The sequence below is a fragment of the Planococcus wigleyi genome (assembly GCF_014836985.1).
GTDB classification, from domain to species: Bacteria; Bacillota; Bacilli; order Bacillales_A; family Planococcaceae; genus Planococcus; species Planococcus notacanthi.
Genome location: NZ_JACSPU010000007.1, coordinates 36,282 through 50,484, shown reverse-complemented (window position 1 = coordinate 50,484; position 14,203 = coordinate 36,282). Strand labels below are relative to the sequence as shown.

Here is a 14,203-nt window from a genome sequence, read left to right as displayed (position 1 = left end):
TCGCGTCACGCCTTTACTTGGAAAGCTGAACCGACTTCTGCATCTTCAGGCAGCACAAGAATGCCTTTTTCCTGAGGTGCATCCGGCAAAGCCAATTCTTTTGCTGAACAGATCATTCCGGACGATGCCACTCCCCGAAGTTCCGCATCACGGATGACCATACCTGAAGGCATGACAGCTCCTACTTTTGCCACAACCACTTTTTGGCCCTGTTCAACGTTCGGTGCACCACAGACGATCTGCAATTGCTCGCCGCCGACAGAAACCTGGCAGACATTCAATTTATCGGCATTTGGATGCTTTTCTTTTGATTCCACAAAACCGACAACAAATTTTGGTGAGAAATCCACTTCCAGTGTGAAATCGATTTCGTTTTTCGAAAGAGCATTTTGTAAAGAAGTAACAAGTGCTTCAGTCACTTCCACTTGCTTTCCTTCCGGAAGTTCTGCATAGCTCGAAGCATTGAACAAATTGAATCCGGCAATTTCACCGGCTTCGTCTTTGATCAATGTGACATCGCCATTTTGTTCAGGAAAAATTTTTTCTGGGGTTTCTGTTTGCAGTTGAACCAGCAAAACATCGCCAATTCCCTGTTTATTGTAGAATGCATTCATTTTTTATCGTTCTCCTCATTCGGTTTATTTTTGGCCATGATGAAAATCGGCTCTAATTCTTCATTTTCATAAATGAACGACAAGGAAGTGATCGGCACTTTGCCATTGGTAAAGAAATGCATGGCCATCTGTGCGAGCACGTCGTATCCCGTTTCATTTCGGATATCTCCAATGATCAATACATCTTGATGAGGTACGGACACCGTCATATCTCCCGTTGTTTTTGCCTTCATTTCTTTCAAGAAAGATTCGTTTAAAATGCGGGAAGCATCGTAACCATCATTTTCATTCAGGAAATAAAAGACATTTCCCGCTACATGATCTTCTTTGACAGCGGTCTTCAACTTTCTCACCTGAAACTTCGCGATTTCCTTTATCTGCTCTTCTGTCAGACTTAATGAATTTAACACATTTTCGTCAATTAAGCGATAGGTAGTGCCAGCATCCAAAGCGAAATAAATACGTGTTTCTGCTGTATGTTCTGCTGTAATGAACTTATGGCCTTCATTGGATTCAGTTGGAAACGAAGTAGAACGGATTACAGGGAAAATATGCTCAGTCGATTTCATTTCTCCCTTAGCTTCCCTTTCCATAGCATCAAAAGTTTCGGTGATGGTATAAACGATTTCCTGGATCGCTGCATCCCCTTTTGCTTCAAAACGATTGATCACCTGTGGCATAGAGATGTTCATGCCTTTTCCGAGTTCTTTGTGGTTGATATGCGTAATGTCCTTTTCACGGTCAAAGCGCCATTCCAATTGGCGGCTTGGCATCCGTTCTCTAAGTATATTAAAAAGTTCAGTTGATTTCATCGTTGTTTTGACCTCTCTTTCATAAATAAACGGTTCAGCCCAGTCAAGGCGAACCGTCTTTTTATCATTTTGGCAAATTCGAAATAAACCCTTCGATTTCTGCTTGTGTTTTACGGTCTTTGCTGACGAAACGCCCTGTTTCCCGGCCATTTGAATAAGCAAGGAAGCTCGGGATGCCAAAGATATCCTGTTCGATGCACAGATCGATAAATTGATCCCGGTCTACTGAAATAAAGGTATAATCCGGAAACGTCTTTTCGATATCCGGCATAATGGGATCGATCACGCGGCAATCCGGGCACCAGCCTGCTGTGAACATAAAAACAGCTGGCGTCCCTTTCGTCAGGTCATGAAATTCTTCGGTCGATTGTAAGTTTCTCATTTGCGTATTCTCCTATTCATCGGTATTGATTGAACGAACAGTTTCCATCATCCACTCCATTTTCTGAGGGACGTCGTCTTTGCCCGTCATAGTCGTCATTTTTGCACCACCGGAACTGACCACCAGCTCCAGCTGATCTTCGGCTATTTCTTTAACGGTTACAAAGCCGAAACGGCCGTGTTGCCGAAATGTCTCATCTGCTATCCAGATCTGTTCGGGATCTGCTTTTTGCAAGTCGTAGAAAAAAGTGCTTGCGCCTTTTTCATTCGGGTTGATGAATAAAATAAATGAATCATTGCCTTTTGTAATCATGCTGTTATAGTCATCCGACGGTTCTTCAATGTCGTAGCCTTTAGGCAGGTACAAATCCATTTTGCCCACCTTTTCATTGGCTTTTTCTGGCTCTCCCTGAAACGCTTCGCGCGCATTGGCTATTCCTTGGGTAATCTGTTCTTCCGGTGTCGCCATGCACCCAGCCAGTATGACGGACAACAGCAAGACAAGAACCAATCCATTTCGAGGCACGTCCATTCCCCCTTACGTTACTGCTACTTATTTTAAAGGTGTTTACAGACACATGCAACTTAATCGCTGTCCAGCTGGTATTGCCCAATCAGCAACTTGACCACATGGCTAAACATTTCTCCTCGATTGACTGCACCGTCAGTCAAAATTCCGATAGCGCCTTTATGATGGCGGATTCCAATTTCATTGGCATAGTCATCCATGACCGGTCCCAGCTCCGCACCTGAATACAATTTGTCTGCAATCGCTTTCGGCAAAGGAATCTGGGCACCGGCTGCTGTGTACATCCGGCCATCCTTTGTGGTTAAAGCACCCCAATTGCATAAATACAGAATGCCTTCCATTTCATAGACGCCGCCTTCAAGTCCAATGGCGAAATCGAAATCTCCCAATGCGTTTGCGGCACGATTCTTTGCACCCTGACGCGTTTCCTCTTGGGAAAAAGGCTGTTCCGAAACTCCAGAAGCGGCTTCAACTGCTGACAAGTCAACAGTCCACTCAAGATTTGCCAGGATGCTTGAGACCGCATTTATTTTCGCCGGGTTTTTTGAGGCGATAACTGCACGAATTTTCTTCATCTTCACTATTCCTTTCCAAAAAAAAGAGCCCGCAGGCACTTTTTTAGACGTTTTGTTTAATGGTTTCAAGCGTCGAACGATCTGTCGCTTTGACAAGTTTCGTCAAGAGTTCTTTCGCCGCAGCATAGTCGTCCGTGTGGATGATAGACGACGAGGTATGGATATAGCGTGAGCAGATCCCAATCACAGAACTTGGAATCCCTTCGTTGGCTGTGTGCACACGACCTGCATCCGTTCCACCTTGTGAAACAAAATACTGATATGGGATGTTATGCGTTTCGGCAGTATCCAAGATAAATTCACGCATGCCGCGATGCGTTACCATGCTCTTGTCTAAAATGCGCAACAACGTCCCTTTGCCAAGCTGGCCAAATTCATTTTTATCGCCTGTCGCATCATTCGCCGGGCTGGCGTCCAATGCGAAGAACAAATCCGGCTTGATCATCGCTGCCGCTGTCTGCGCTCCCCGCAAACCGACTTCTTCCATCACTGTCGCTCCGGAGAATAATTGGTTCGGCAGTTTTTCGTCCTTCAGTTCTTTCAGTAATTCGATGGCCAATCCGCAACCATAGCGGTTATCCCAGGCTTTTGCCATAATCTTTTTGTCATTGGCCATTGGCGTGAAGGGGCTGAACGGGACGATCTGCTGGCCTGGACGTACGCCGAGAGCCAACGCATCGTCTTTGTCATCTGCGCCGATGTCGATTAACATGTTCTTGATTTCCATTGGTTTGCTGCGCAATTCATCACTCAATAAATGCGGAGGAATCGAACCGATAACTCCAGGAATCACCCGATTTCCAGCTACTATGTCTACACGGGTAGCCAGCATTACCTGGTTCCACCAACCACCTAAAGGCTGGAAGCGAATCATGCCGTTTTCTGTAATTTGCGTCACCATGAATCCTACTTCGTCCATATGTCCAGCCACCATGATCCGTGGTCCATCTTCTTGGCCATCTTTGACACCAAAAATACTCCCTAGATTATCTTGGAGCAATCGATCTGAAACTTTTTCCAGTTCCTGGCGCATAAACTTCCGGACAGCATGTTCATTGCCCGGGGCGCCCGGCAGTTCCGTTAAGGTTTTAAACATTTCACGAGTTTCAGCATTCATATCAAAATTCCTCCTAATAACTTACCTTCATTAAGTTTAGAGCTTTTTTCAGACGATTTCCAGCTATATAATTCGTTTTTCGAAAGATTAATGACTTTTAAGCTATCATTTCGCCCTTCAAAATATTTATGGTACAATTTATTCAGTAAGCAGAGGAGGGATTTTTAGTGAAAAATCGTGATTTATTGATTGGATTTGCTACAGGTGTAGCAGCAGCATATTTAGTAAAAGAAGTGGTTGATCGCACACAAAAACTTTATCCGGCGGACAACGTCTTGAAGGAAGTCAAGTCTGCGTTTAAAGAAGAAGGCCCGATCGACGGTTCATGGATCTTCATGAAAACCGAGCCTTATAAACAGCATGCACTTACGACGGAAGTCTATAAAGGCGGCATCACGCGCCATAAAGAAGACGAACTTCAGCAATTCGAGTTTTTGGCGGATGCCTACACAGGCGCAGTAATTGAAGTCAAACAAGTATAATAAAAAAGGAGCCTAATCGGCTCCTTTTTCATATCACTTTTTCTTTTCGCTCAAGCGATTCGACGATTTCTTTGCCGTCCACGCTCCATTTCAGGATGCGGTAATAGGCATCGTGGTAAAAACTGAAGTAATAGCCATTTTCCAACGCTTCTTTCATCAGCTTTTCTTTCGCGTAAATCGAATCCATCGGATAATCATCAAACGCCAGTACCCATAGCGGGTTTTGATGCGCATGAGTCGGCATGATGTCCGCCATATGGAGGATCGTTTCATCCCCGCTTTGCATCTTGATGACGCTGTGGCCATCCGAATGGCCTCCTGTATGGATCAGCGTAATGGCATCAAACAAAGTTTTCTCACCTTCGAAAGTCTCCACTTGACCGGTTATCGGCTCCCAGTTTTCTTTCCAGTAGGTGTTGCGCGAGCGGATATTCGGATGCTGCATTTCATTCCATTCTGTTGCTGAAACATGGATGGTTGCATTCGGGAATGCCGAAACCAGCTCTTCTCCCTGCCATTTCGTCAACCCCGCTGCATGGTCACCATGAAGATGAGTCATGAGGATTGTATCGATATCTTCAGGCGTCAGCCCAAGCTCCGCCAAGTCCTCTTCCACACGCGACTCTTGGGAAACCCCTAAATTACGCAGTTGGCGTTCAGTCAATTTGCCGGTACCGAGGCCGCTGTCGATCAAGATATTGTGGCCTTCGTATTGGACTAAGATTGGATGTGTCGGCAATTCAATCTGGTTTTTTTCATTGACCGGATACCGCTTTGACCAAATCACTTTCGGCACTACCCCAAACATCGTGCCGCCATCCAAATACGTCGTTCCCCCATCAAGCCAAGTTAAAGCCATGTTGTGAAATTGAAATTTCTGCATTCCCTTTTCCCCCTTGTCGTGATCAGCTAATTGAAAACTGTGCTTCCATCCGGTAAATCGGCTGGCCTTTTTTCGAGAATTTTTCTTCGTACTCCGTCATGATGTTCCACTCGGGTTCATTGTCATGAAGATCCAATGAGACCTCTTTTAATAACATACCATATTCAGAAATGCTCGTAAGCGAATATTCGAAAAGTTTCCGGTTATCGGTTTTAAAATGGATTTCTCCTTGTTCAGGAAGCACTGCTTCGTAAAGCTTCAAAAAAGATTCATGGGTCAGACGGCGTTTGGCATGCCGTTTTTTCGGCCATGGATCAGAAAAGTTCAAGTACAGTCTATCCACTTCACCTTTTTCAAAATAATCAGCGATGTCTTTTGCATTCACTTTCAATAAACGCAGATTAGGAATTTCTTCCTCATTTTCCAAAATAGTCTCGAGAGCCGTGACGATGACACTATCGAACAACTCGATGCCGATATAATTAATCTGCGGATTAGCTATAGCCATTCCGATGATGAAGCGTCCTTTTCCAGTTCCAGCTTCGATATGAAGCGGATTTTCATTACCGAAAACTTCCTGCCATTTTCCTTTTTTCTGCTCTGGATCGGGAATAACGATTTCTGGATGGGTGTCGATCAAATCGGCTGCCCATGGTTTAAAACGTGATCTCATGTTTCATCCTCTTTCTTTTCCAATATTTATTGAGTTCCATTTTTTGTGGCTGACTGCATAAACGACCATTTCGTTTGGAGAACTTATACCGGCATCGTCACCATCCACATGGCGGCAAACCGGTTTATCCGTCGAGAGCCGGAATTCCCGGCTGCTCATTTGGCTGACCTCTTTGAAACGTGTATGTGCTCCGCTGAATACCGTACCAAAAACCAGCAGGAGTTTCAAACGCGAAATGTGATGGACGACCGTCAGCTCAAGCAATCCGTCATCTGTTTTTGAGGACGGTGATATTTTCATGCCTCCGCCAAAGTACGGCTGATTGCTGACCGTCGCCAGCCAGACATCTTCGTAGACTGTTAAATCTCCATCCGTCTCCACTGATAAAGTAAATTTCTCAAACGTCAAAAAAGTCCTGATGACGTACAAAAAATAAACCAGCTTTCCAAGGCCAAGCTGATTGAGCTTTTGCTTAATGGCTGAAAGGTTCACAGCGATGGTGATTTGCGCATCAAAACCGATTCCAGTACTGCTGACGAACTGGGATTCGGCCCTATCTGTAAACTCACCAAGATCTTCCCGCCGAAAAAAAGGCCGTTCAAGAAATCGCTCGATAGCCTGTGCATCCTTAAAACTTCCATATGCTCTGGCAAAGTCGTTGCCAGAACCAGCCGCTACAGAGCCGACAATGATTCCTTTTGCACCGGCAGCTCCAACTATAATTTCTCTGAGCGTGCCGTCTCCGCCAAAACCAATCAATAAGACATTTTGCTGGTGCCGGTAGCCGGCTGCTAGTTCAACTGCATGCCCGGGAAATTGCGTAACAATATGCTCATAAGGAAACCGGATGGTCTTTTCAAATCGGTGCCATTTTTTCAGTGCTCTGCCATTTCCCGCGAGGGGATTGATGATAAATACTGTTTTCATATACACTCGCCTTTAGACATATTAGGAACTAAATCCCGAGAGGGTAGTTAGCGATTTTCTGGTACCGTGTTTTTTCTTTTGGCGCTATTCGGAATAGCGAGAACTCCGCCACCTCAAATTCCAACAGGCTGACTGACAAATGAAGATCCACCGGTTCCCCGCCAGCCCACTTATTCGCCAACGTAATGTGCGGCACAAATCTTTTCTGATCGGTTCCGAGCTGCAATGGCTCCAACAATTCTGCAATAGCACGCTGCAGCTTTTCCAGTTCAGCACTTTTTTTCAGTGCGGCATAAATTACCCTGGGTGTTTCGGGATTGCCGAAAGTCTGGATGCCCTCAATCATTAACCGGAACGACGATCCTTGTATTCCGGCTAACTGCTCTGCAACCTGCTTGATTTTATCTTCTTTGTCTTCGCCGATAAAGAGGAGCGTAATATGCATATCTTCTGGAGGCGTCTGTCTTTTATGGGTAGTCAGCTGCCAACTGTCACGATCTTTGCCTAATGTCTCCGCGATATCGGGCGGAATTTTTATTCCGATAAAATAATGTGGTTTCATTGTCATCACCTGGCTTCAGTTTACCATGCAAACAGACGCAAAAAAATAGTGATCGGCTAGAGCCAATCACTTTTCTTTTAAAATGCCATTATTATAATTTGATTCCCACTTGAATACGTGCTTCAAATGCTTTCTGAAGCTTACGCGTCAATTCTCCCGGCGTTCCATCGCCGATCTGCTGATCACCAATCTTGACGATTGGCATCACTTCAGTGGTCGTCGATGACATGAAGAATTCATCCATTTTGAGTGCTTGCGTTTTTGTAAATGCCGTTTCCTCTACAGGAATTTCCAGCTCTTTGCACAACTCGAGAATTACTCTTCTTGTAATACCGTTCAATATGAGGTTATTGGCAGGATGTGTATAAAGAGTCCCATTTTTAAATCCATACATATTTGATGAACAGCCTTCCGTCACCGTTTCACCGCGGTGCAGAATGGCCTCAAAAAATCCTTCTTCGTAGGCTTCTTGTTTTGCCAACACATTGCCCAGCAAGTTTAGGCTCTTAATGTCACACCGCAACCAACGGATATCCTCGATGAATTTAGCTGTTACTCCTGATTCCAGACTCGCTACCGGACGTTCAACGGTCTTTGTATTGCCAGTTATGACCGGTGTAGCACCCGTCGGGAACTGGTGCTGACGTTCTGCAGCTCCGCGCGTGATCTGGACATATACCTGGCCATTATCAATATTGTTCATTTCAACAAAATCGTACATCATTTTATGAAATACATCTTTTGTGTAAGGAATGACGATTTTGATCTTATCGGCGCTTTCATAAAAACGATCAATATGTTCTTTCGCTGTAAACAGGTTTCCGTCATATACACGGATCACTTCATAAATTCCGTCTCCAAATTGATAGCCGCGGTCTTCCTTTGAAATCACCAAATCTTCTTCGCGAATAAACTCTCCATTATGCAAAATCAAATCCATATCCATTCCCTCTTCCCTCATTTTTTACATGCTAATTGATAAATTGCTTCCGCATAAATCGCAGTCGCTTTTATTAAATTGTCGATATCGACAAATTCATCCGCTTGATGGGCAAGGTCCGGTTCTCCCGGGAACAACATGCCGAATGCTACACCTTTATCCAGGACACGCGCATAAGTGCCGCCGCCAATGGCAATTAATTCGGCGGTTTCGCCGGTCTCTTTTTCATACGCGTTTTGCAGCGTCTTAATGAATGGATCGTTTTCGTCCACATAATGAGGTGGAGAATTGGACACCACTTCCAGCACAAAGTCCTTTAACTCATAGGCAGCCATCTTTTCTTCAAATGGGTAACTGACAGAGTAGCGCATGCTGACATTGATCGTCGCCGTTTTCGATTTTTCAAAACGGATGATGCCCGCATTGAATGTTGTGTCACCGGATTGCTCATCCGAAAAATCAAGGCCCAGCTTGCGCCCTCGTGAATCCTGATAAAATGTGTCTGCAACAAAAGCCACGAATTTCTGGCCATCGCCTTCCAACCGATCCTTTAAAAACAAAGCAAGCAGGATTCCGGCATTGATGCCATCCTCCGGCTCCATGGCATGCGCTGATGTGCCTTTCACGGTCAATTCGGTTGAGCCGTTATGCTGTTCCACCACACCTGTCACTTGATGCTTGGCACAAAACGCCCTAAACTCCTCTTGCCATTCAGCCAATTGCCCGTTTAAAATAGCGGTTGCCTTGTCCGGCACCATATTTGTCCGATGTCCGGCAATGAACGATTCCAGAATCGCGTCTTCGTGCATCGAAAATGTGGAGAAGACCAAGCTGGCAATACCTTTTTCCGCATTGATGATCGGAAAATCCGCATCGGGTGCAAAAGCCATAGCTGGCATTTCCTCTGTTTCGAAATAACGTTCGACACACCGGAATCCACTCTCTTCATCCGTTCCGATGATCAAGCGAATGCGCTTATTGAATTCCACGCCGGCATCTTTCAGCATATTCAACGCAGTCCAAGCGGCGATTGTCGGCCCTTTGTCATCGATGGCTCCCCGGCCATAAAGCCGACCATCATGGATTTCTCCGCCGAACGGATCTTTGGTCCATCCTTCGCCTGCCGGAACCACATCCACATGCCCTAAAATCCCAAGCAATTCTTCTCCTTGGCCAATTTCAAGATGCCCTGCCATGTCGGCCACATTTTTTACTGAATAGCCATGTTGTCTACCTTTTTCCAAAAACCAGTCCAAAGCCTGCTTAACATCTTTTCCAAAAGGAGCTGTTGGCGTTGTTTCGTCACTTAGTACACTGGGAATCGCCACGAGCTCCTGCAATTCACTCAGCATGGTATCTTTTCTTTTTTTAGCTTCTAGCAGCCAATCCATGTTTCACACTCCTTTTTGTTATGGCTATTGTACACCTTTTTTCACTTAATTAAAGAATTTGTATGGAATTTGCACAAAAAATTCTGTCTTTCCAATGTTATATTTGTGTAAAAATAAAGGAAAATCCTAGAATTCGAAATGTTTTTCCGCTATAATCAAATTGTCAGATTAGTTAGATTGACACATCTTTTTAGGAAAAGGGGCTGTCTTTGGCATCTATCTTAAACCTGCTGTATAAACCTCAGGATATCGTCCGCTAGTCTTTGCCAATGGGAAAAAAGATGAAGGAGTGGTTCTATCATTATGAAACCTACGACCGACCGCATGCTCATTCGAATTAAAGATATGTATAAGTACATTCTCGAAAACGGGACTGTAACGACGCAAGATCTTGTCGACGAATTCGGCATCACTCCTCGCACCATTCAAAGAGATTTGAATGTGTTAGCCTTTAACGACTTGGTGACAAGCCCAACTCGAGGCAAATGGACAACGACGCAACGGAAAGTGAAGATGACGTCCTGAAAAGATTTCCTAAACAAAGAAAATGACCGCAGCTATGCGGTCATTTTCTTTGTTTTAAACTGTTTACTTCCTCTTCCGTCAAATGGCGGTATTCACCGAGCCCGAGCTCCGGGTCCAAAGTTAACGGTCCCATCGACAGACGCTTCAAGTAAACTACCCGTTTACCGACACTTTCGAACATCCGCTTGACCTGATGAAACTTGCCTTCAGTAATGGTCAATTCAATTTTAGAAAGAGGTCCGCTTTCAAGGATGTTCAGGCTGGCAGGCTTTGTCACATACCCATCATCCAACGCTACACCTTTCTTGAATGCTTCTTTATCCGCTTCCGTAACCAACCCTTCAATCAATGCATAATAGGTTTTATCCACATGCTTTTTAGGCGACAGCAGTTCATGCGCCAATTTGCCGTCATTGGTCAACAACAGAAATCCTTCGGTGTCCTTGTCCAGCCGCCCGACCGGAAACGGTTCGAAATGCTGCTCTTCTTCATCCAGTAAATCAATGACCGTTTGGTCGTACTTGTCTTCTGTCGCCGATATGACATCCTGCGGCTTGTTCATCAACAAATAGATGAATTCCGTATAGGCGACTGCATCTCCGCCAACCAGCACTTGGTCGGCATGTTCATCCACATGAACTTTCGGATCGCGGACAATTTCGCCGTTTACTTCCACTGCTTTTGTTTTAAGCAGGACTTTGACTTCTTTTCTTGAGCCGAAGCCCATGTTTGAAAGAAATTTATCTATACGCATAGTGTCACTCCTAAAAACCGAGCTTCCGGGAAATTTTCGTTATTTTCGAGCCCAACAGTTTTTGTGCCAAACCGGTCTTCAGGCCAAGATAGCCGTATACGACTGCCCCGACTCCACCAATTAGGATGATCCGTATCATAGATAAGAATTTATTGTCCATTCCCAAGAATAGATCCAGCCCTGACATTGCCAGATAAACCGCTCCGGCCATGATCAAGTTCAAAATAACGATCAGGATGACACGTCTTCCCACCATCTGCGAACGATAGTTCATGGTTTTGACGATGACCAGCATATTCATGCCGATAGCAACTAGATAACCGATGATGGTTGCTGCAATCGCGCCGTCCGTTTCAAAACGCTCGATCAGCGGTGTATTCAGGATTGCTTTCAACAGCAAACCGGTAGACAAGTTGATGATGATCCATTTTTGTTTGTTGATTCCTTGCAGAATTGACGCCGTTACCGGGAAAGCTGAAAACAGAATCGCTACCGGCAAGTAATGCGCCAAAATTTCCGAACCAACATCGCTGACTTCATAAAAGACATGATACAGTTCGTCTGACAACATCGTCATCCCGATTACGGCAGGCAATGTCAGGAACAGCAAGACCTGTATGGACTGATCCAAAGTCCGTGATACCTGAAGATGCTCATTGCGGGTGAAATGCTTGGTGATCAACGGAATCAAGGCCATGGAAAACCCTGTGGCCAGCATGACTGGAATCATAACGAGCTTATGCGCCGTCAAGTTCAAAATTCCAAGCAAATCGATTTCAGAGACATTGCCTCCCGAACTCATGGCCCGGTTAAATGTCATCAGATCGACAAATTGAAACAAAGGATTGGCGATGCCAAGGAAAATGACCGGAATCGCATAAATTACAATTTCCTTGTACATATCACGCAGTTTAACATCGTAAGACTCAACTGAATTGGCCAGCAGACGGTTGTATTCCGGTTTTTTCTTTTTCCAGAAATAACCCAACGTGACAATTCCGCCAAGTGCTCCGACAGCTGCAGATAATACAGCAAATTGAATCGCTGTTTTTGGAGTGCCATCGAAAATATAGATAACGGCAAAAGCGCCGCCCAGCAAGAAAATAATGCGGACAATCTGTTCAACCAACTGGGATACTGCGGTTGGCATCATGTAGTTATAGCCCTGGAAAAACCCTCTCCAAAGACTCATAAATGGAACAACGATCAATGCAAAGCTGACCCAGCGAATCGCTTCGGTGACATCCCCAACTGAATAAATCAGTTCGTCTTCAGAAATTGTAATGCGGGCAAGCGGTTCCGCAAACAAATAAAGCAAGAGGAAAGAAATAAAGCCAGTGACCATCATCGTCAGCAACCCGGACTTCAATAATCTCCTCCCTGTCTCGTAATCTCCAAGGGAATTGTATTTGGCTGTGAATTTCGAGAAAGCGATCGGGGCGCCTGAAATGGCCAGCGCCAGCATCAGGTTATACGGTATGTATGCGTATTGATAAAGACCGATATTGTCTTCTCCCACCATGCTGTAAAACGGGATGATATAAATAACGCCCAGGATTTTCGACAAAAATAAACCCAAAGTTAAGATGGCTGTACCTTTAATTAATGATGACATTTTGCACTTCCTGACTTGTTCATGATAAAAGCAATCTACACGATAGTTTACACCTATAAAAGAAATTACTCAACGAGTTTCGCATCATCGTGTATACTGAGAGAAAAACGAAAGCGAGTTCTTATTTTATGTATGACGTTATAATCATCGGTGGGGGTCCCTCCGGTTTAATGGCTTCAATTGCCGCAGCTTCTAGAAACCAAAAGGTTTTATTGATCGAAAAAGGAAAAAAGTTAGGAAAAAAATTAATTATTTCGGGCGGCGGCCGCTGCAACGTGACCAACCGCTTGCCTCTTGACGAAATTGTGAAACATATTCCAGGAAATGGACGCTTTCTCCACAGTCCGTTTTCCGTCTTCAATAACGAAGACATCATCTCCTTCTTTGAAGGACTTGGCGTCGCTTTAAAAGAAGAAGACCACGGCCGGATGTTCCCGGTCTCCAACCGGGCACAGGACGTGGCAGATGCCATGTTCAAGGAAATGGACCGGCTGAATGTCACCGTGCTCCTCGATTCACCAGTCAAGAAATTATTGATGACTGACGAAAAAGTAACCGGCGTCCGCCTTCATACCGGCGAAGAGTATACGGCCAAAGCCATCGTCGTGGCGGTCGGCGGCAAAGCCGTGCCGCAAACCGGTTCTACTGGAGACGGGTACCCATGGGCCGAAAAAGCCGGGCATACCGTCACCGACCTTTATCCGACCGAGGTTCCTTTGCTGTCGAAAGAACCGTTTATTGTCAGCAAGGAACTTCAAGGCCTCGCACTGCGTGATGCTGCCGTAACCGTTTTGAACAAAAAAGGCAAAGTCCTCGTGACCCATCAGATGGATATGCTGTTTACCCATTTCGGATTGAGCGGACCTGCCGTTTTGCGCTGCAGCCAGTATGTCGTCAAGGAAATGAAGAAAAACGGCGGCCAGCCTGTGGAAATGCGCATCAATTCTATGCCCGATGAAAATGCAGAGTCCGCATTTCAGCTGCTCTTTAAGATGATGAAAGAAGATCCCAAAAAATCGGTTAAAAACGTCTGGAAGAGCCTTGCACAGGAGCGGTGGCTGCTGTTCCTTCTTGCGCGTGCAGATATCGATCCCCAATTGACCGGCGCGGAACTTGCCAGCGAAAAAGTGCGTGCATTCGCTCAGCAATTGACTGCTTTCAGCATGTTTGTAAATGGCACTCAGCCGATTGAGAAAGCCTTTGTCACCGGAGGCGGCGTATCCATCAAGGAAATCGAACCGAAAACGATGGCGTCCAAAAAGAAACCAGGCTTGTATTTCTGCGGTGAAATTTTGGATATCCACGGCTATACCGGCGGCTACAACATTACCTCTGCGCTCGTGACGGGCAATGTAGCCGGCCAAAGTGCAGCGCGTTTTGTGCAGGAAAGCCAGGTAGAAAGCGGGGCTTGAAATTAATGGAC

At 45.3% G+C, this 14,203-nt stretch carries 17 protein-coding genes; 3 read left to right on the top strand and 14 right to left on the bottom strand.

Translation table 11 applies throughout. The annotated features are described in order from the left end of the window. Window positions 1-5: 5 nt before the first annotated feature. From ytpR to H9630_RS17075, 6 genes are all read right to left on the bottom strand, one after another. A complete protein-coding gene (gene ytpR, locus H9630_RS17100; protein ID WP_191716696.1) occupies window positions 6-614 on the bottom strand; it encodes a YtpR family tRNA-binding protein in 609 nt (202 codons plus the stop codon). Beyond that, window positions 611-1,426, bottom strand: a complete 816-nt coding sequence (locus H9630_RS17095) for a DUF1444 family protein (RefSeq protein WP_191716695.1) — start codon at window positions 1,424-1,426, stop codon at window positions 611-613. The genes ytpR and H9630_RS17095 overlap by 4 nt, the downstream gene beginning before the upstream one ends. A gap of 64 nt (window positions 1,427-1,490) precedes the next feature. Beyond that, the gene (locus tag H9630_RS17090) at window positions 1,491-1,808 is read right to left on the bottom strand and encodes a thioredoxin family protein (RefSeq protein ID WP_191716694.1); all 318 of its coding nucleotides are present in this window, start codon (window positions 1,806-1,808) and stop codon (window positions 1,491-1,493) included. Between the two features lie 12 nt (window positions 1,809-1,820). Then, on the bottom strand, window positions 1,821-2,339 hold the full coding sequence (locus H9630_RS17085; RefSeq protein WP_225218633.1) for a hypothetical protein: 519 nt from the start codon (window positions 2,337-2,339) through the stop codon (window positions 1,821-1,823). 53 nt (window positions 2,340-2,392) lie between these two features. Continuing rightward, window positions 2,393-2,911: a DUF84 family protein gene (locus tag H9630_RS17080; protein ID WP_191716692.1), complete on the bottom strand. Its 519-nt coding sequence runs from the start codon at window positions 2,909-2,911 to the stop codon at window positions 2,393-2,395. 43 nt (window positions 2,912-2,954) lie between these two features. After that, window positions 2,955-4,028, bottom strand: coding sequence for a M42 family metallopeptidase (locus H9630_RS17075; RefSeq protein WP_191716691.1), 1,074 nt, complete (start codon window positions 4,026-4,028; stop codon window positions 2,955-2,957). Between the two features lie 167 nt (window positions 4,029-4,195). Between H9630_RS17075 and H9630_RS17070 the strand changes: the two genes are divergently transcribed. Continuing rightward, a complete protein-coding gene (locus H9630_RS17070; RefSeq protein ID WP_191716690.1) occupies window positions 4,196-4,510 on the top strand; it encodes a PepSY domain-containing protein in 315 nt (104 codons plus the stop codon). A 28-nt stretch (window positions 4,511-4,538) separates the two neighbouring features. On the opposite strand, the gene H9630_RS17065 is transcribed toward H9630_RS17070, so the two are convergent. The 6 genes from H9630_RS17065 to pepV all read right to left on the bottom strand — a co-directional run bounded on the left by H9630_RS17065 (window position 4,539) and on the right by pepV (window position 9,886). Then, window positions 4,539-5,393: a YtnP family quorum-quenching lactonase gene (locus tag H9630_RS17065; RefSeq protein ID WP_191716689.1), complete on the bottom strand. Its 855-nt coding sequence runs from the start codon at window positions 5,391-5,393 to the stop codon at window positions 4,539-4,541. A gap of 22 nt (window positions 5,394-5,415) precedes the next feature. Then, entirely contained in the window at window positions 5,416-6,066 is a 651-nt protein-coding gene (gene trmB / locus H9630_RS17060; protein WP_191716688.1) for a tRNA (guanosine(46)-N7)-methyltransferase TrmB, read from the bottom strand. A gap of 3 nt (window positions 6,067-6,069) precedes the next feature. Further along, a complete protein-coding gene (locus tag H9630_RS17055; protein WP_191716687.1) occupies window positions 6,070-6,993 on the bottom strand; it encodes a diacylglycerol/lipid kinase family protein in 924 nt (307 codons plus the stop codon). A 28-nt stretch (window positions 6,994-7,021) separates the two neighbouring features. Next, on the bottom strand, window positions 7,022-7,555 hold the full coding sequence (gene thpR / locus H9630_RS17050; protein WP_191716686.1) for an RNA 2',3'-cyclic phosphodiesterase: 534 nt from the start codon (window positions 7,553-7,555) through the stop codon (window positions 7,022-7,024). 91 nt (window positions 7,556-7,646) lie between these two features. After that, on the bottom strand, window positions 7,647-8,495 hold the full coding sequence (gene dat / locus H9630_RS17045) for a D-amino-acid transaminase (protein WP_191716685.1): 849 nt from the start codon (window positions 8,493-8,495) through the stop codon (window positions 7,647-7,649). A 17-nt stretch (window positions 8,496-8,512) separates the two neighbouring features. Then, window positions 8,513-9,886 carry a dipeptidase PepV gene (pepV, locus tag H9630_RS17040; protein WP_191716684.1) on the bottom strand — a complete coding sequence of 458 codons (1,374 nt, stop codon included), beginning with the start codon at window positions 9,884-9,886 and terminating at the stop codon, window positions 8,513-8,515. Between the two features lie 303 nt (window positions 9,887-10,189). Here pepV and H9630_RS17035 point away from each other — a divergent pair, with 303 nt between their 5' ends. Then, window positions 10,190-10,411, top strand: a complete 222-nt coding sequence (locus H9630_RS17035) for a DeoR family transcriptional regulator (protein ID WP_142829443.1) — start codon at window positions 10,190-10,192, stop codon at window positions 10,409-10,411. A 40-nt stretch (window positions 10,412-10,451) separates the two neighbouring features. On the opposite strand, the gene H9630_RS17030 is transcribed toward H9630_RS17035, so the two are convergent. Together H9630_RS17030 and H9630_RS17025 are read right to left on the bottom strand one after the other, a co-directional pair. Then, window positions 10,452-11,165, bottom strand: a complete 714-nt coding sequence (locus tag H9630_RS17030; protein WP_191716683.1) for a pseudouridine synthase — start codon at window positions 11,163-11,165, stop codon at window positions 10,452-10,454. Between the two features lie 10 nt (window positions 11,166-11,175). Continuing rightward, entirely contained in the window at window positions 11,176-12,780 is a 1,605-nt protein-coding gene (locus H9630_RS17025) for a putative polysaccharide biosynthesis protein (protein WP_191716682.1), read from the bottom strand. A gap of 128 nt (window positions 12,781-12,908) precedes the next feature. Here H9630_RS17025 and H9630_RS17020 point away from each other — a divergent pair, with 128 nt between their 5' ends. Continuing rightward, entirely contained in the window at window positions 12,909-14,192 is a 1,284-nt protein-coding gene (locus tag H9630_RS17020; protein ID WP_191716681.1) for a BaiN/RdsA family NAD(P)/FAD-dependent oxidoreductase, read from the top strand. The last annotated feature ends 11 nt before the right edge of the window (window positions 14,193-14,203 follow it).